At 70.9% G+C, this 17,328-nt stretch carries 16 protein-coding genes; 7 read left to right on the top strand and 9 right to left on the bottom strand.

Features of this window, described 5'->3' with window-relative positions; all coding sequences use genetic code 11:
• On the bottom strand, nucleotides 1-644 hold a 644-nt coding region (locus ETD83_RS29190), incomplete at its 3' end, for an MFS transporter (protein WP_171064486.1).
• 57 nt (nucleotides 645-701) lie between these two features.
• On the opposite strand from ETD83_RS29190, the gene ETD83_RS29185 reads away from it, so the two are divergent.
• Nucleotides 702-1,916, top strand: coding sequence for an arginine deiminase (locus ETD83_RS29185; protein WP_138648426.1), 1,215 nt, complete (start codon nucleotides 702-704; stop codon nucleotides 1,914-1,916).
• 347 nt (nucleotides 1,917-2,263) lie between these two features.
• Here the strand turns inward: ETD83_RS29185 and ETD83_RS29180 are convergent, their stop codons facing one another.
• The 4 genes from ETD83_RS29180 to ETD83_RS29165 form a co-directional block, all read right to left on the bottom strand.
• Nucleotides 2,264-2,809, bottom strand: coding sequence for an ATP-binding protein (locus ETD83_RS29180; RefSeq protein WP_138648425.1), 546 nt, complete (start codon nucleotides 2,807-2,809; stop codon nucleotides 2,264-2,266).
• Nucleotides 2,810-3,231: 422 nt separating this feature from the next.
• Nucleotides 3,232-5,274: a PAS domain-containing protein gene (locus ETD83_RS29175; protein WP_138648424.1), complete on the bottom strand. Its 2,043-nt coding sequence runs from the start codon at nucleotides 5,272-5,274 to the stop codon at nucleotides 3,232-3,234.
• A 77-nt stretch (nucleotides 5,275-5,351) separates the two neighbouring features.
• A complete protein-coding gene (locus tag ETD83_RS29170; protein ID WP_138648423.1) occupies nucleotides 5,352-6,698 on the bottom strand; it encodes a purine-cytosine permease family protein in 1,347 nt (448 codons plus the stop codon).
• Nucleotides 6,699-6,977: 279 nt separating this feature from the next.
• Nucleotides 6,978-7,313 (bottom strand): rhodanese-like domain-containing protein, encoded by a 336-nt coding sequence (locus tag ETD83_RS29165; RefSeq protein WP_138648422.1) that lies wholly within the window; start codon nucleotides 7,311-7,313, stop codon nucleotides 6,978-6,980.
• A gap of 88 nt (nucleotides 7,314-7,401) precedes the next feature.
• Between ETD83_RS29165 and ETD83_RS29160 the strand changes: the two genes are divergently transcribed.
• Together ETD83_RS29160 and ETD83_RS29155 are read left to right on the top strand one after the other, a co-directional pair.
• Entirely contained in the window at nucleotides 7,402-7,821 is a 420-nt protein-coding gene (locus ETD83_RS29160) for an SSI family serine proteinase inhibitor (RefSeq protein ID WP_230421269.1), read from the top strand.
• A 131-nt stretch (nucleotides 7,822-7,952) separates the two neighbouring features.
• Nucleotides 7,953-8,270, top strand: coding sequence for a hypothetical protein (locus ETD83_RS29155; RefSeq protein WP_138648420.1), 318 nt, complete (start codon nucleotides 7,953-7,955; stop codon nucleotides 8,268-8,270).
• Nucleotides 8,271-8,279: 9 nt separating this feature from the next.
• On the opposite strand, the gene ETD83_RS29150 is transcribed toward ETD83_RS29155, so the two are convergent.
• On the bottom strand, nucleotides 8,280-9,143 hold the full coding sequence (locus ETD83_RS29150) for an Fpg/Nei family DNA glycosylase (protein WP_138648419.1): 864 nt from the start codon (nucleotides 9,141-9,143) through the stop codon (nucleotides 8,280-8,282).
• 370 nt (nucleotides 9,144-9,513) lie between these two features.
• Here ETD83_RS29150 and ETD83_RS29145 point away from each other — a divergent pair, with 370 nt between their 5' ends.
• The 3 genes from ETD83_RS29145 to ETD83_RS29135 all read left to right on the top strand — a co-directional run bounded on the left by ETD83_RS29145 (nucleotide 9,514) and on the right by ETD83_RS29135 (nucleotide 13,136).
• Nucleotides 9,514-9,720: a heavy-metal-associated domain-containing protein gene (locus ETD83_RS29145; RefSeq protein ID WP_138648418.1), complete on the top strand. Its 207-nt coding sequence runs from the start codon at nucleotides 9,514-9,516 to the stop codon at nucleotides 9,718-9,720.
• A gap of 76 nt (nucleotides 9,721-9,796) precedes the next feature.
• Nucleotides 9,797-10,777 carry a carbohydrate-binding protein gene (locus ETD83_RS29140; protein WP_138648417.1) on the top strand — a complete coding sequence of 327 codons (981 nt, stop codon included), beginning with the start codon at nucleotides 9,797-9,799 and terminating at the stop codon, nucleotides 10,775-10,777.
• A gap of 43 nt (nucleotides 10,778-10,820) precedes the next feature.
• Nucleotides 10,821-13,136, top strand: a complete 2,316-nt coding sequence (locus tag ETD83_RS29135; RefSeq protein ID WP_138648416.1) for a heavy metal translocating P-type ATPase — start codon at nucleotides 10,821-10,823, stop codon at nucleotides 13,134-13,136.
• A gap of 86 nt (nucleotides 13,137-13,222) precedes the next feature.
• Here the strand turns inward: ETD83_RS29135 and ETD83_RS29130 are convergent, their stop codons facing one another.
• Nucleotides 13,223-13,672 (bottom strand): MarR family winged helix-turn-helix transcriptional regulator, encoded by a 450-nt coding sequence (locus ETD83_RS29130; RefSeq protein ID WP_138648415.1) that lies wholly within the window; start codon nucleotides 13,670-13,672, stop codon nucleotides 13,223-13,225.
• A 103-nt stretch (nucleotides 13,673-13,775) separates the two neighbouring features.
• On the opposite strand from ETD83_RS29130, the gene ETD83_RS29125 reads away from it, so the two are divergent.
• Nucleotides 13,776-14,894 (top strand): alkene reductase, encoded by a 1,119-nt coding sequence (locus tag ETD83_RS29125; protein WP_138648414.1) that lies wholly within the window; start codon nucleotides 13,776-13,778, stop codon nucleotides 14,892-14,894.
• A gap of 94 nt (nucleotides 14,895-14,988) precedes the next feature.
• Here the strand turns inward: ETD83_RS29125 and ETD83_RS29120 are convergent, their stop codons facing one another.
• The gene (locus ETD83_RS29120; protein ID WP_138648413.1) at nucleotides 14,989-15,600 is read right to left on the bottom strand and encodes a TenA family protein; all 612 of its coding nucleotides are present in this window, start codon (nucleotides 15,598-15,600) and stop codon (nucleotides 14,989-14,991) included.
• A 195-nt stretch (nucleotides 15,601-15,795) separates the two neighbouring features.
• The coding region (locus tag ETD83_RS29115; protein ID WP_138648412.1) for a bifunctional polysaccharide deacetylase/glycosyltransferase family 2 protein at nucleotides 15,796-17,328 on the bottom strand (1,533 nt) is incomplete at its 5' end.

The raw sequence follows: 17,328 nt of genomic DNA, 5'->3' as shown, positions 1-17,328 counted from the left end.
CAGATGAGTATAAGAGACACCACCAGCCCGCCCGTGACCATCGAGAACCACCCGCTCACCTCCGCTTTCCCATCGGCAGGCGGCCCGGGAAAGGGCAAAAGCGGAAGCGTCAAGAACCCCAGAACACCGGCAACCACAATGGCGACCCCGGCATACTGCCCACCCGCCAAGGCCGCGAGCCCTGCGGCCAGACCCGGCCCCGCGATACCGGCCAGGTTGTAGCTGGACGCCTCAAGCCCATACGCCCGCGAAAGCCGCGCAGGCGGCACGAACCGCGGCAGCAGGCTGGTCAACGCCACCACCACCGGCTCGGTGCACCCGATCACCGCCGCAACGAGCAACGCCAGCACAAGCGGCGACCGCCCCGCCATCCCAAGCAGCACCGCCGTCGCGACGGCATACCCGGCCGCAAGGACGACGGCGACACCACGCGGCCGTGCGACCCTGTCGACGACGATCCCGAGCAACGGCCCGCTCAGCACGTACGGCAGCGTCATCGCGGTCTGCAGGTACCCGGCAGTGGCCGCGTTCCCGGTGCGCGCCTGGACGGTCAGCACCAGCGCCGTGGCGACCCCTTCGGCGGACACCCGCAGCAGCGTCGCCGACGTGAGGTGCAGCGGCAGCGCCGCCGATCTGCCGATCATCCTCCGCATGGTGACACAGCGGTGGGACAGAAGATCCGGCCGCCTAGACTGCGGAGTGTGACGGCAGCGAAGGCGCACGAGCACCGGGTCACCAGCGAGGTCGGACGGCTCCGGACCGTCCTCCTGCACCGCCCGGGCGCGGAGTTGAAGCGGCTCACCCCACGCAACAGCGACAAGCTGCTGTTCGACGCGATCCCCTGGGTGGGCCGGGCCCAAGAAGAGCACGACGCGTTCGCCGAGGCCCTCCGCTCACGCGGCGTGGAGGTCCTGTACGTCACAGAACTCCTCCAGGACGCCCTGGAGTACGAGGCCGCCCGCGAGCAGGCCATCGCGGACGCCATCATCGACCTCCGCCTGGGCGATCAGCTCCGCCGCGTCGTCGAGGGATACCTCCGCGACCTCGACCCCGAGAACCTCGCGCACACGCTGATCGCGGGCCTGGCACACGAGGAGCTGAAGGCGGGCCACGGCCTCGTCTACCGGCTGATGAACCGCATGGACTTCATCGTCGACCCGCTCCCCGGCCTGCTGTTCACCCGCGACAACAGCACGTGGATCGGCGACCAGGTGGCGGTGACGAGCCTCGCCATGGAGGCCCGCCGCCGAGAGTCAGCACTGACGGGCCTGATCTACACCCACCACCCACGCTTCGCGGACGTCCAGCCGATCTACACCCCATCCCTAGAACACCTGGAAGGTGGCGACGTCCTCCTACTGACCCCAGGCGTCATCGCCGTAGGCACCGGCGAACGAACCACACCCGCAGGCGTAGAACGCCTGGCCCGCCAGGTCATAGGAGCAGGACTCGCACACACCGTCCTGGCCGTCCCCATTGCGCAGGAACGCGCCACCATGCACCTGGACACCGTCTGCACGATGGTCGACGTGGACACCGTCGTCATGTACCCCCCGGTCGCCCACTCCCTCACCGCGCACACGGTCTCACTCCACAACGGCGACCTCCACGTCAGCGACCCCCGCCCCTTCCTGGAAGCAGCCGCCGAGGCGATGGACTTGGACCGCCTCAAGGTGATCGACACCGGCCTCGACCCAGTCACCGCGGAACGCGAACAATGGGACGACGGCAACAACACCCTCGCCGTAGCCCCCCGCCTCTGCGTCGCCTACGAACGCAACATAGAGACGAACGCCCAACTAGAGGCATCCGGCATAGAGGTCATAAGAATCACCGGCAGCGAACTAGGCACCGGCAGAGGCGGCCCCCGCTGCATGTCCTGCCCAATCCTCAGAGACCCCCCAGCCAGGCCATAAGGACCCGGTCGCGAAGCGACCCAAAACACGCACGCAATGCGCAACGGTCGGACGCAACAACCCCAGCCACCACCGCAACCACGCAACAACCCCCACTCCCGCGATCGCGTCCGAAGGCAGGTTTCGAGCCTGCGAGAAACCTGATCGCGCAGCGAGCCGCCAGGCGAGCCGAAGCGATGCAGCGATCGCGCCGTGTTTCTCGACGATGGAGGCCCGCCAGGGCCGAAAGAGGAGAGAAATACAAAAAAACGCGTACAGCTCGGGCGATGTCGACGGGGGCACGACAACGCCCGAGCTTGAGGAGGACACTACAAGGTCGGCGCGGGATTCTCTAGATGGGGTCCGGGTTAGGCCGGGTATGCCCTGCTCGCGGCGGTCCCGTTTCTACGTCCATCGTGCAGATCGTCCGGTTCGTCCGTCAGATCGGGGAAGTCGGCGAGATCGGGGACGACGGTGTGGGCTCCGGCGGGAGCGGCCCTCCCGTTCTGGCCGCTGGACGATCTCGGGGCCCGCAGGACGGCCCAGACCGTGGTGGCGCCCTCCTCGTGGCGGACGCCCCAGCCTTCGGAGAGCGCCTCGACGATGCCGAGGCCGCGCCCGCCGAGCGAGGACAGGGTGCCGGGGCCGCGGCGCGGCTCGGTCATGGCGCCGCCGTCGCTGACCTCCAGTTCGAGGACGTCGCCGCGGCGCAGCCAGCAGACCCTGACCTGGCCGGACGGCAGCGGACGCGCATGGCGGAGGGCGTTGCTGAGCAGCTCGCTGACGATGACGCTGGCGTCGTCCACGACGGACTCGTAGACGCCCGAGTCGACCAGCTCCGAGCTGAGGCGCCTCCGGGCGACCGCGACGCTGGACGGTGCGTGTGGCAGCAGTACGACGCTCGACGCCCTCACCTCCCCGTGGTTTCGTGTGCTCGGATGAGTCCCGTCACCGATCTTCCAGTACGACCGAAATGCCCTGATGGCCGGGACCGGAAACCCGAACGGTTCATTCGCCACCTGCACAACGAGTCACCGGCCATCCGGTCACGGTGATCACCCCCGCATCGGAATCCCGTCACGAACGGCAACCATCCAAGGATCTATCCAGCCAACGGTGGATTTACTCCTCGCGCGCTCGTTTCGTCCATCACACCCCCCGGTCGCCGCACTTTCCCGCAGGAGGGCGGCTACGACGACCGTTGAGACCACATGAATGCCCTGGTCACGGCCGTCTTATCGTGGCGGGACGGTTCGGGTTTGGTTACGCTGAGTAGCCACAGGACGTCCCCTCCGGTCACTGACCGGACAGGTTGACGCAAGGGCCCGGCGGCCGGTCAGGGCGCTGCCCGGAGGACGAGCCGCATGCACGTTCCGTCACCGGCATGCGCGCCACCTGCGGGTCCGCGGCCTTCCGTCTCGTGCAGAAGAACGTTCGGATGGGGTGCCGAACCGTCCGATCGGAGGGTCTCGTCGGGCCGGTCCCGGCCTATGTGAGATCCCTCACTTTTGTCGTGCTGGGCCGGATGCGCGGAGATCATTCCGCCTTGCGCCTCCGTGAGGCGTTTGACGATGTACAGGCCGAGCCCGATGCCGCCGAACCGCCGCCGGTCCCCCGCGTCCCCCTGGACGAACCGCTCGAAGATCCGCTCATGGTCGCCGGCCGGGATGCCGATCCCCTCGTCCGTCACGGTCACCACGATCTCGCCGCCCGCGCGGACGGCCCGGACGCTGACCGTCCCGCCGTCCGGGGAGTACTTGAACGCGTTCTCCAGCAGCTGCCCGAGGACGATGTCGGTCGCCATCGCGTCCCCGCGGCAGGGCGGCAGCGCGGGCTCGATCTCCAGCTCGACCCGGTGCAGCGGCGACAGCGACCGGAACCCGGCGACCACGCCCTCCAGCACCCGCGTCAGGTCGAACGACTCGATCGTCACGGTCAGCTCGTCGGCGCCCGCGCGGGAGCCGAGCAGCAGGTGCTCGACGAGCCGGCCGAGCGACTGGGCGCGTTCGGCGATGGTGGCGACGGCGGCGCGGCGGTCGCCGTCCGACAGCTCGTCCCACCGGTTGACCAGCGTGGACGCGAACCCCTGCACGACGGTGATCGGGGTGCGCAGCTCGTGGCTGGTGGTGGCGAGGAACAGGTCCTTGGCCTCCTCCAGCGCCTTCGCCTCCGACACGTCGCGGAAGTCGACGACCAGCTCGCCGGTCTCCTCGATCTCGGCGGCGAGGACGTTCAGCCACGTCCCGGACTCCAGCCGGATCGTCAGCATCTCGCCGAGCGCGGGCATGCCGAACGGCAGCGGCCGTCCGATCGCGTCCTCCGGCGGGATGCCGGTGAGGGTGTGCGCGGCGGGGTTCCACTGCCGGACGACGAGATGGTGGTCGAGGACGGCGATCCCGTCCGCGCTGGAGTCGATCACGGCGCGCTCGTGCGCCCGCTGCCGGACGACCTCCGCGTACGCGACGGCGTTGCCGACCGCGACGCCCGCGTGCCCGGCGAGGAGCTCCAGCAGCTCCAGCTCGGTGTGCCCGACCTTGTGGCCGGAGAACAGGGCGTACAGCGCGCCGTACGGGCGGTTCTGCAGGTAGGACAGGCCGAGCGCGATCGTGTGCAGCCCGGACAGCTCGGACCAGATCAGATCGCCGAGGCGCTGCTCGCCGGTCGCGAGCTTGACCGTCTTGCCCGACCGCAGCAGCTCCCCGACCAGGCTCGTCCTCAGGTCGGCGGACGCGCCGCGCATGTGCTCCGGCAGCCCGGACATGTTCACCAGCCGCAGCCGGTCGCCCTCGATCCGCGCGAAGCCGCCCGCGTCCGCGCCGGTCAGCTCGATCAGCGCGGCGGTGATCCGGTCGAGGACGACGGCGAGGTCCAGCTCGGCGTTCAGGTCGGCGACGATGTCGTTCAGCCGGCGGACGAGCCGGGCCCGCTCGGTGATGTGGTGCTGGACGATCTCGTCCTCGTCGACCGGGTGGTACACGCCGACCCAGCCGAGCGGGGTGCCGGACGGGTCCTTCAGCAGGCTCGTGTCGATCCGGACGTCGATGAGGCGGCCGTCCCGGTGGAACCGGCGGGTCGCGATCGAGATCTGCCCGCCCTCGCCCTCGCCCTCGGTGCCGGCTCCGGCGGGGCCCTCCCCGCCGGCGGCGCGGCGGGTGAGGAGCCGTTCCTGGACGGCGTTGTGCTCGGCCTTCAGCTCGTGCGGGACGATCGGCGGCACCCGTCCGACCATCTCCTCGGCCGTCCAGCCGAACATGCGCTCGGCGGCCGGGTTCCACACCGTGACCCGATGCCGCTGGTCCACGGCCACGATCGCGTCGGCGGCGCTCTCGATGACCGCCCGCGCGATCGGGTCATGGACGTGGTGGTGCACGTCTGTCATCGTGCCACCGGACTCCGGCACGGCGCCGGGTAACTTACGCCGAAACTTTCTGTGCCGGCACCGTACGAACAAGAACCTTACTGTTTGGTAAGCCTGCCGATGAGGAGCGCGGCGGCCCCCGCGACCAGGAACGACAGCAGCGAGGCGCTCATCCAGCTCTGCGCGCCGAAGTGCAGCGCGTCCCGGACGTCCTGCCAGAAGCCCGCCCACCGGCTGACGGTGCCGGGGTTGATGAGCTGGTACACGACGAACCCGGCGGCCCAGGCGACGATCATGCCCCAGCGGGACGGCGCCGTCCGCGAGGCGTCCCAGCCGCGCCGGCCCCGCCGCCCGAGGAAGAAGTCGGCGGCGAGGACGCCGAGCATCGGCACGAACACCGAGCCGATCAGCGACAGGAACCCCGCGTAGTCGCCGATGTCCAGGACCAGCGCGAGCACCGTGACGATGACGCCGAGCGCGACGCTCAGCACGCGGCGGTCGGCGCGCGGGACGAGGTTCTGGATCGACACGGCCGTGGAGTAGGTGTCGGCGAACGACTGGTCCGCCTCCCGCAGCACGAACACCGCGAAGAACACGACGCCGAGCGTGACGTTCAGGAACGGATCGAAGACCTTTGCCGAGTCGCCCGCGACGAGCGCCAGCGCCAGCAGGCCGAGGACGTAGGCGACGATCTGCGTGACCGAGTACCCGACGGCGGCGGCGCCGAACGCGGCCCGTTCCGTCCGGGAATGCCGGGTGTAGTCGGCGGCGACCGGGACCCAGGAGATCGACACCGCCAGCGCCGCGTCGGCCCCGATCCAGAAGCCGCCCCACGAGCCCTGCGTCAGGTCGGGGAGCGGCTCGCGGAGGAGCTGGACGTAGAAGTAGACCAGCGCTATCCCCACGGCGACCGTGACATAGCGGCGCAGGATCCTGACGGAGCCGAGCGGCCAGATGGTCAGCACCGTCGTGATCGCCCCGGCGGCGACCACGTAGCCCCAGCGCGGCACACCGTCCCACAGCTCGCGCGCCGCGTCCGCGATGACGATCAGCTCGAACGTCCCCCAGCCGACGAGCTGCGCGATGTTCAGCACGGTCGGCGCGTACGACAGGCGGGCGCCGAACAGGCCGCGGAGCAGCACCATCGCGGGCTGGCCGGTGCGTGCGCCGGGCACCGCGGCAAGGCCCAGCATCAGCCCGCCCAGGATCGTTCCAACGGCCATCGCCACGATGCCCGCCATGATCGACAGGGTGGGCCGGCCGTCGGCGCCCGGCGCCAGGACGGTGTAGGCGCCGGAGAAGGCCAGCAGGCTGACCCCGAGGTTCGCCCAGAAGGCGCTCTGGTCCCAGAAGCCGAGGACCCTCGGCGCGGGCTCGTCGAGCGTGAACGGGGCCTCGTTGTTCGGACGCGCCGCACCGGCCTGCGCATCAACCTCGGACGTCACGGAACACACTCCCTACGCCGGCATTACCCGGACAGGTTCATGCGGTCGGCGACGCCTCTAAGGCCGCCCTCTCAGCCCGGCTTGCACGCATCCGGCCGGCACGCGACGTGCCTCATCCCGGTGCGGTGCGGCCCGAGCTCCCGCGGTCATCGGTCGGGCCCGATCGTACAACCCGCCCGACTTCCCCCATAAGGGCACGGATCGTCAAAAGGGCGCAGATCACCCCAGAGTCAACCGATCATGCGTGACCTCGTCCCGGCCACATCCGGCCGGGCCGCTTCAGGCCACGTACGGGGCCCCGTCGCCACCGCCCTCCATCGGACGGCCCGCCTCGACCCAGCCCTTCATCCCGCCGTCGACGTTCCTGGCCAGCCAGCCCGCCTGGTTGAGCGCCACCGTCACCTGCGCGGACCGCGCCCCGGACCGGCAGATCACGTAGACCTCCCGGTCGCGGGGGACCTCTCCGGCACGATCACCCAGCTGGCCCATGGGAATGTGGACGGCCGTGGGCGCGTGACCCGCGTCCCACTCGTCCTGTTCCCGGACGTCCAGCAGGTAGCCGTCCTGCGGGACGTCGGCGGCTGCCACCGCCGGCACGTCGTCCCCGAAATTCATCACACCCCCATGGAACCGCGCGAAGCCCCCCTGCGTCGAATCACCCATGCGGTACCGGACGCTCCTTTTCGCAACGCCCGGGCTGGCCATGGTCTTGTCTCTGGCTGCCTGCGGCGACGAACAAGCCAAGGGGACCCCCGCCGACAAGCCTTCGGGCACGACGTCCGTGCAACCCTCCGGCACGCCGGCGGACTCCCTCACCATCAACGTCAAGGCCTCCAAGGAGGCCCCCGCCAAGACCTGGACCCTGAACTGCGAGCCGCCCGGCGGCGACCATCCCAAGGCCGCCGACGCCTGCGCGGCCCTCGCCAAGGCCAAGGACCCGTTCAAACCCGTCCCCAAGGATCAGCAATGCACCTTGATCTACGGCGGCCCCGAGCTCGCCACGGTCAAGGGGACCTGGAAGGGGAAGGAGATCGACGCCCAGTTCTCCCGTGACGACGGCTGCCAGCTGCATCGCTGGGAGCAGGTCGGCCCGCTCTTCGGCCCCGTGCCGAAGGTCCGCTGAACGAGCCATCCCCGTTCCGGCTCCGTCCAGCGACCAGAAACCGGAAACCACGACCACATCATCGGCCCCGCCCGGTCACCCGGGCGGGGTCACCTGTGTGAAGATCGGCTCACGGATACACCATGCGGCTCATGAACTACATCGCGATGGCCCTCGCCGCCGCCGGCGCCATCGCCGTCCTCTACCTCCTGAACGCCTCGATCACCACGACCCCCCACGCGACGATCGAGAAGGCCAGGACGCTGTCGTGCTCGTCCGTCCTCAATGCCAGGAGCGGCAAGGAGACCCTCGACATCCCTCTGGACAACACGGAGCGGAACGCGATCCACGGGGCCTGCGACCAGGCGCGCATCCAGCGCCTCGGCTGGACGCTGCTCGTCGCCGTCCCCACCGCGGTCGCCGGCGCCCTGATCGTGCCCCGCGGCCGTCCGTCCACGTCGCCCGCGTGAGCGAGCGGGTCACTTCAGGAGGCGGGACATCCGTCGGTCGGCCAGGGGCTTGCCGCCCGTCTGGCAGGTCGCGCAGTACTGGAGGGACGAGTCCGCGAAGGAGACCTCGCGGACCGTGTCGCCGCAGACGGGGCATTTCTGCCCGGCCTTGCCATGGACGCGCAGGCCGGTCTTCTTCTCGCCCTTGAGATCCTGGGCCTCCAGCCCGCGCGAACGCTCCACGGCGTCGCGCAGGGTGGTGACGATGGCGTCGTGCAGGATCGCGACGTCGTCCTCGGTCAGCGAGGCGGCGATCTTGAAGGGCGACATCTTCGCGACGTGCAGCACCTCGTCGGAATAGGCGTTGCCGATCCCGGCGATCACCTTCTGGTCGCGCAGCAGGCCCTTGATCTGGGTGCGCTTGCCGTCGAGGATCGCGCCGAGCGCCGCCGGGGTGAACGCGGCGTCCAGCGGATCGGGGCCGAGCGAGGCGACGCCCGGGACGTCCGAAGGATCCCGGACGACGTAGACGGCGAGGCCCTTCTTCGTGCCGGCCTCCGTCAGGTCGAAACCGGAGCCGTCGTCCAGATGGACGCGCATCGCCAGCGGGTTCTTGCCGCCCGGCCGGACGGGCCGCGCCGGGATCTCCTCGCGCCAGCGCAGCCACCCGGCCCGCGCCAGATGGATCACCAGGTGCGGGCCGTCCACGTCGAGGTCGAGGAACTTGCCGCGCCGGGCGACGCCGGTGACGGTCAGCCCGCCGAGCGAGGTCACCGGCGGGTCGTAGGTCTTCAGCGCGGAGATGGCGAGAACGTCCACGCGCGCGATGACGTGTCCGACGACGCGCTCCCGCAGGAACCCCGCCAGCGCCTCCACCTCAGGTAGCTCGGGCATGGTCCCAGTATCGGCGAAGAGGGGCGATGCCGGTGTCCACAGGGCTGTGGAAGCCTGTGGAAAAGCCTGTGCACAACTCCGGATGCGGCGGGGCGTGCGGCGTTCGCGGGGTCAATACCTCAATGAATCCCCGCAAACCGGCGGACGAGAGCGGGGACGGGCCGTCACCGAGGGTGTGGATAACTTCCGCGTAACAACCCGCCGGTAATCGCCCCGAGCGGCCCCATGACCGGACTCGGCGGGCATGTGACCGGGATCTCGAAATAACCCCTAGGGGGTACGGGTTGCCACGGGTGCGCCGTTATGGCAGCATGAGGACCGCAAGATACCCCCCAGGGGTACAAGGCCAAGGGAACGAGGGAGTCGCCAGATGAGCACCGCCACCTACACCGTCACCGGGATGACCTGCGGCCACTGCGTCAGCTCGGTCACCGAGGAGGTCGAGCAGATCACCGGGGTGACCGACGTCGAGGTCGACCTGCCGACCGGCCGGGTCACCGTGACGAGCGCCGCGCCGATCGACGACGCCCTGGTCAAGGACGCCGTCGAAGAGGCCGGTTACGAACTGAAGCCATGACCGGCGCGCATCCCGCACGCGGCGGGGTGCGCCCCTTGAGTTCCGTGCCTTCGGGCACCGGGTTGGAGTGATCGGAATGAACAGCGCGATCAAGCTGGGAGCCTACGCCGCCGGGCTGGCGGTCGTCTTCGGCGGCGCCGCCGGAATCGGCAAGGTCGTCGGACCCGTGGGCGCCTCGGCCGAGACCGCGTCCCACGGCGGCGGCCACGGCGGAAGCGGCAGCGGTGGCGGGCACGGAGGCGGCGGCCACGGCGGCGATGCCGGTGGCGCGGCGGCGCACGCGCCCGGCGGCCTCCAGGTCTCCGAGGACGGCTACACGCTCGTCCCGCGCAGGACGACGCTGGCCCCCGGCAAGCGGTCCGACTTCCGGTTCACCATCAACGGCCCCGACGGCAAGCCCGTCACCGGGTTCAAGCCCCTGCACGGCAAGCGCCTGCACCTGATCGTCGCGAGCCGCGACCTGTCGGGCTTCCAGCACCTGCACCCGTCCGAGGCGGGCGGCGGCGTCTGGACGGTGTCGATCACGATCCCGAAGTCCGGCGTGTACCGGTTCTTCACCGACATCCAGCCGGACGGCGCGACGCGGCAGCTCACGCTCGGCACCGACGTGTTCGTCCAGGGCGACCTGCGGACGGCGCCGCTGCCGAAGCCCGAGCGCGTCGCGAAGGTGGACGGCTACGAGGTGACGCTGTCCGGCGGGCTCACTCCCGGCAAGTCCACCGAACTCACCCTCTCGGTGAGCAAGGGCGGCAAGCCGGTCACCGATCTGCAGCCGTACCTGGAGGCGTACGGCCACCTGGTGGCGCTGCGCCAGGGCGACCTCGCCTACCTGCACGTCCACCCGGACGGGGAGCCGGGCGACGGCGAGACGAAGCCGGGCCCCGGCATCACGTTCTCCGCCGAGGCGCCGAGTTCCGGCGCGTACCGTCTCTACCTGGACTTCAAGCACGACGGCAAGGTCCGCACGGCCGAGTTCACCGTGCACGCCGGGGACGCGCAGGTGCCCGTCCAGCAGACCGGGGGCGGCGGTCACGACGACACGCCGCACACCCACTGACCCATCCCGAACGACCGACGCAGAGCGCAGAGGAGGAGCGACGATGAGCACGGACACCGCGTCCGGGCAGGTCGAGCTGGCGATCGGCGGCATGACGTGCGCGTCGTGCGCCAACCGCATCGAGCGCAAGCTCAACAAGCTCGACGGCGTGACCGCGACGGTCAACTACGCCACCGAGAAGGCGAAGGTCGAATATTCCGGGGCCGTCTCCCCGGACGAGCTGATCGCGACGGTCGAGAAGGCCGGCTACAGCGCCCGGCTCCCGGCGCCGCGCAAGCCCGAGCGGGGCGAGGCCGGAGACGCACCGGAGCCGGACGACGATCTCCGGGCGCTGCGGCAGCGGCTGCTCACCGCGGTCGTCCTGTCGGTCCCGGTCATCGCGATGGCGATGATCCCGGCGCTGCAGTTCGAGGCGTGGCAGTGGCTGTCGCTGACGCTGGCCGCCCCGGTCGTCGTGTACGCGGGCTGGCCGTTCCACAAGGCCGCGTACACCAACCTCCGGCACGGCGCGGCCACCATGGACACGCTGATCTCGCTCGGCACGCTGGCCGCGTTCGCCTGGTCGCTGTGGGCGCTGTTCTTCGGCACCGCCGGCGAGCTGGGCATCAAGCACGGGTTCGAGTTCTCGATGACGCGGTCCGACGGGTCGATGAACATCTACCTTGAGGCCGCGTCCGGCGTGATCGCGTTCATCCTCGCGGGGCGCTATTTCGAAACGCGGTCCAAGCGCCGCGCCGGAGCCGCGCTCCGCGCCCTGCTCGAACTGGGCGCGAAGGAGGTCTCGGTCGTCCGGGACGGCCGCGAGGAGCGGGTGCCGGTCGACCGGCTCGCCGTGGGGGACGTGTTCGTCGTCCGCCCCGGCGAGAAGATCGCCACGGACGGGACGGTCGAGGAGGGCTCGTCCGCGGTGGACGCGTCCATGCTGACCGGCGAGTCGGTCCCGGTCGAGGTCGGCCCGGGCGACACCGTCGTCGGCGCGACCGTGAACGCGGGCGGGCGCCTGCTCGTCCGCGCGACGCGGATCGGCTCCGACACCCGGCTCGCGCAGATGGCGCGGCTCGTGGAGGACGCGCAGACGGGGAAGGCGCAGGTCCAGCGGCTCGCCGACCGGATCTCCGGCGTGTTCGTCCCGGTCGTGATCGCGCTGGCGCTCGGCACGCTCGGGTTCTGGATCGGCACCGGCGAGCCCCTTGCCGGAGCGTTCACCGCCGCGGTCGCCGTGCTGATCATCGCCTGCCCGTGCGCGCTCGGCCTCGCCACCCCGACCGCCCTCATGGTCGGGACGGGACGCGGCGCGCAGCTCGGCATCCTGATCAAGGGCCCGGAGGTGCTGGAGTCCACCCGGAGGATCGACACGGTCGTCCTGGACAAGACGGGCACCGTCACCACCGGGCGGATGGCCCTGGTCGACGTCGTCACCGCCGACGGGGTCGACGAGGCCGACGTGCTGCGGCTGGCGGGGGCGCTGGAGAACGCGTCCGAGCACCCCATCGCCCAGGCGCTCGCCAAGGGCGCGGTGGAGCGTGTCGGGGAACTCGGCACCGTCGAGGACTTCGCGAACGTCGAGGGCCTGGGCGTCCAGGGGATCGTGGACGGCCACGGCGTCCTCGCGGGCCGTCCGCAGCTCCTCGCCGAATGGTCGCAGCACCTCACGCCCGGCCTCGAACGCGCCATGGCGGACGCGCACGCGCTCGGGCACACGGCCGTCGCGGTCGGCTGGGACGGCGAGGCCCGCGCGGTCATCACCGTCGCCGACCAGGTCAAGCCGACCTCGCGGGAGGCGGTCGACCGGCTGCGTGCGCTCGGGCTGCGTCCCGTCCTGCTGACGGGCGACAACGAGACAGTGGCCCGCACGGTCGCGGACGCGGTCGGGATCGACGAGGTCATCGCCGAGGTCCTGCCGCAGGACAAGGTGGACGTCGTCAAGCGCCTCCAGTCCGAGGGCCGGACGGTCGCGATGGTCGGGGACGGCGTCAACGACGCCGCCGCGCTCGCGCAGGCCGACCTCGGCCTCGCGATGGGCACCGGGACGGACGCGGCGATCGAGGCGTCCGACCTGACCCTCGTCCGCGGGGACCTGCGGGCCGCGGCGGACGCGATCCGGCTGTCCCGCAGCACGCTCGGCACGATCAAGGGGAACCTGTTCTGGGCGTTCGCCTACAACGTAATGGCGCTGCCGCTGGCGGCGTCAGGACTGCTGGTCCCGATGATCGCGGGCGGCGCGATGGCGTTCTCGTCGGTCTTCGTGGTCAGCAACAGCCTCCGGCTGCGGCGCTTCAAGCCGTTCGGCACCGAGCCGGGCGCGGCCGTCCCGCCGGCCACCGAACCGGCGCGGCAGGAGGTCTCCGCGACCCGCTGAGGCTGGCGCCCGCCCGAACCTTCGTCCGTGTGATCTCCACCGGAGTTCACACGGACGTTGCTCGTTTCGGACGCCGGCCCCGGGCGTCAGGCGAGCTGGGGCATGCGGCGCAGCGCTGTGAGGACGGGCGCGAGTGACGGTTCGGCGGCGGCCGCGTCCAGGGCCTCGGTCAGGGTTTCGGCGTAGGTAGGGGCGGCCTTCTCCTGGACGGCCCGTCCCTCGTCGGTGATGACGGTGTAGACGCCGCGGCGGTCCTTGGGGCACATGGCGCGGCGGGTGAGACCGGCGCTCTCCAGCCGCGCGACGAGACGGCTGACCGAGCTCTGGTTGAGGCCGATGAGGTCGGCGAGCTCCTGCATCCGCAGCTCGCCGTCCTCGGCGCGGGACAGGCGGCACAGCGCCCGGTACTCCGACAGGCCGATTCCGTGGCTGCGCTGGAGTGCCTTGGCCAGCTGATGCTCGACGCGTCCGTGCAGGGTGACGACACCGTCCCAGAGCAGGCCGTCCGCCGTCGTGGTCTTCGCGTCAGCGCCCATCTCGCGCCCCTCTCTCTTGACGCCAGCATACATGCAATGCGAATATCTGCATGCACATACAAGGCATGCATGTACATGCAAATCTCAGTGAAGGGGTTCGACGATGACCAGTCCGCTGCTGCTCCCCTACGAGGGTCCGCACCTGACGCTCCGCAACCGGATCGCGATGGCGCCGATGACGCGCAACCGGGCGGACGACGCGACCGGCGTCCCGAACCCCCTGACCGCCGAGTACTACGCGCAGCGCGCGACGGCCGGGCTGATCGTCACCGAGGGGATCTGGCCGGGGGTGCTCGGCAAGGGCGAGCCCTGCGTCCCCGGCCTCACGACCGGCGCGCAGGTCGCCGGGTGGCGCGCGGTGACCGAGGCCGTGCACGCCGCCGGCGGGACGATCTTCGCCCAGCTCTGGCACGTCGGCCGCATGTCGCACCCGCTCACCCTGCCGGGCCGCGCGACGCCCGTCGCACCCTCGGCGGTCCGGATCGAGTCGGAGAAGATCCGCACGGAGGAGGGCCGCGTCCCGCATGTGACGCCGCGTCCGCTGACGACGGCCGAGGTGGAGGCGACGGTCGCGGACTTCGCGACCGCGGCCCGCAACGCCGTCGAGGCGGGGTTCGACGGGGTGGAGGTGCACGGCGCGAACGGCTACCTCATCCAGCAGTTCCTCGCCGAGAACACCAACCGGCGCACCGACCGCTTCGGCGGCTCGCGCGACGGGCGGCTCCGCTTCGCACTCGACGTGGTGAACGCCGTGGCCGCCGAGGTAGGCCCCGGACGCGTCGGCCTGCGGATCTCCCCCGACAACCCCGAGAACGAGATCGCCGAACAGGACCCGAAGGGCACCTACCGCGCGCTCGTGGACGCCCTCGACCCGCTCGGCCTCGCCTACCTGCACATCATCGAGCGCGGCGCGTACGAGGCACTCGCCGACCTGCGTCCACGCTGGTCCGGCACGCTGATCGGGAACTTCAACGGCCCCGAGCCGACGTCCCAGCGGGCCGGAGAGGAGGCCGTCGCGGCGGGCCTGGCCGACGTGTTCTCCTTCGGCCGCCTGTTCATCTCCAACCCCGACCTCCCCGCCCGCTTCGCAACAGGCGCCCCACTGACCCCGCACATCCGCCACCTGGTCTACGGCGGCGGTGCCGAGGGCTACACCGACTACCCACCGCACCAAGGCGGACGCTCCCACCCCGACCACCACCGCAACCACGCGACAACCTGAACCGCCCGCGATCGCGACCGAAGGCAGGTTTCGAGCCTGCGAGGAACCTGATCGCGCAGCGAGCCGCCAGGCAAGCCGGAGCGATGCAGCAACGCTATGAACGCGGCACGTCCCAGAAGGCCAGTTCGTGGTGCATGCCTTCCAGGAAGAGACGTTCGGCGGATTCCGGGTCGGCGCCGGACTCGTTGATCATCTGGGCGATGCGGGCGGTCAGGTCGGCGAAGCCGGGGTCGGCGTAGGTGTCGACCCAGCGGCGGTAGCGGGGGTCGGACGGCGGGTTCTCGGCGAGCCGCCGTCCGAGCGTGGAGTATCCCCACATGCAGGGGTAGAGGGCCGCGAGGCCGTCGGCGTACGTGGCGGCGCTGTCCAGGAGGAACGACGTGTACGCGGCGCAGGCCGGGCCCTTCCGCGCGCCGTCCAGGTCGGCGGCGAAGCTCGCGGAGAGCGATCGGTGCAGGTCGAGCTCGTCGTGGAACGTCGCGTGGGCGAGGTCGACGAGGTCGCCGAGATGGGCGGCGGGCGCCTGCCAGGCGAGACGGGAGAACACGCGGACGTAGTCGTGGAGGAAGAGGTAGTCCTGCTCCAGCCAGGAGCGGAAGGTCGCGTCGTCCAGGGTTCCTTGGGCGATGCCCTCGACGGTGGGGTGCTTGAGCTGTTCGTCCACCAGCGGGCGGCCGAGCTCCTCCAGATGCGCCGCGAGACTCATGGCCGCAGTCTCGCATCCGCGGGGAGCCCGGAAACGATCAGACCCCGCCGAGTCGTGCGACCCGGCGGGGCTCTGATCCTGCACCGGTGTGTGGGGTCGCCTCTCGGCGAAAGGCACAACACGGCTCCAGCCGGACGGTATTCCGTGAAGGCAAAAGGTGAGGCCCGGGGACACCAGGCACACCGGCTGTCATGTCTAACCGACAGGACCCTGGGATTGTTCCCGGCCCCGCAGGTCCGTGAACGTCCCCGTCCGGCGGACGGTGTGCCAGCCCAGCCGCGCCCCCAGCAGCGCGGTGGCGACGGACTGGACGACGACCAGGTACATCAGCTGCCGGTAGACGAACTGCTGGAGCGGCAGCGTCCAGAGCGGGCGGATCCGTTCGCCGTCCAGCCAGAGCGCGTAGGCGCCGGCGGCGGCCTGCGCGGCGACGAAGACCAGCCATGTCAGGACGGGCCCGGCGGGATCGAGGAACAGCACGCCGAACAGCGCGAACAGGTCGATGGCGGGCGCGAACAGCGGCAGCAGGATCTGGAACAGCGTCAGGTAGGGGAGGCAGCGGCGGCCGAACCGTCCCGAGCCGCCGCTCTCGACGACGGAGCGGCGGTGCTTCCACATCGCCTGCATCGTGCCGTAGCACCAGCGGTAGCGCTGCCTCCACAGTTGCCGCAGGGTGGACGGCGCCTCCGTCCACGCGAGGGCCTTCTCCTCGTAGACGACGCGCAGCCCCGTGCGGCAGATAGCCATGGTGAGGTCGGTGTCCTCGGCGAGGGTGTCACCCGGGACGCCGCCCAGCCGCGCCAGCACCGACCGGCGGAACGCCCCGATCGCGCCGGGGACGGTCGGCATGCACTGCAGGACGTCGAACATCCGCCGGTCGAGGTTGAACCCGATCACGTACTCGATGTGCTGCCAGCGTCCGAGGATGCCGCCGCGGTTGGCGACCTTGGTGTTGCCGCTGACCGCCCCGACCCGCGTGTCGGCGAAGGGCGCCACGAGATGGCGGACGGTGTCGCGCTGGAAGACCGTGTCGCCGTCCACGAGCACGAGGATCTCGGCGCGGGCGACCCCGATGCCCGCGTTGAGCGCGCTCGGCTTGCCGCCGTTCGGCTTGCGGATCAGGTGGACGGTGGGCAGCGCGATCGACTCGACGATCAGCGCGGTGCGGTCGGTGGAGCCGTCGTCCACGACGATCACCTCGACCGTGCCCGGATAGTCGGTGTCGAGGAGCGAGGCGACCGTCGCCGCGATGTTCGCCTCCTCGTTGTAGGCGGGGACGATCACGGAGACGGGCGGGAACGGATCGGGCGGCAGCCCGTCGTCCCGTATGTCCGGCATCTCCCCGCCGAGCGGGAACTCTTCCGGGGCGGTCCCGGGGGCGGCGTGCCGTCCCCGGCGCGACAGCCCCCGGACGCGGCGCATGTGGACGTGCGCGAACAGCAGCAGCGCCACGAGCCTCAGCACGTACGCGATCCCGGCCACCGCGAACAGCACGCCCATCGTCCCGGTGAGGGCGGACGCGGAGCGCTGCGCGGCGACGAGCGTCCAGCCCACGGCCTTCTCCCGCGCGGGCAGCGGCACGACCGCGGAGGGCATGTTCAGCGCCTCCGTGAGCGTGGTGAAGCGGTATCCCTGCGGCTGGAGGCGCTGGATGATCTGCTCGACGGCCGCGACGGTGTCGGCCCGGTCGCCGCCGGAGTCGTGCAGCGTGACCACGGCCCCCTGCCC

The sequence above is a fragment of the Actinomadura soli genome, from assembly GCF_005889715.1.
Lineage (GTDB): Bacteria > Actinomycetota > Actinomycetes > Streptosporangiales > Streptosporangiaceae > Spirillospora > Spirillospora soli.
The sequence above is the reverse complement of the archived record's forward strand: the minus strand, read 5'-3'. Positions and strand labels throughout refer to the sequence as shown.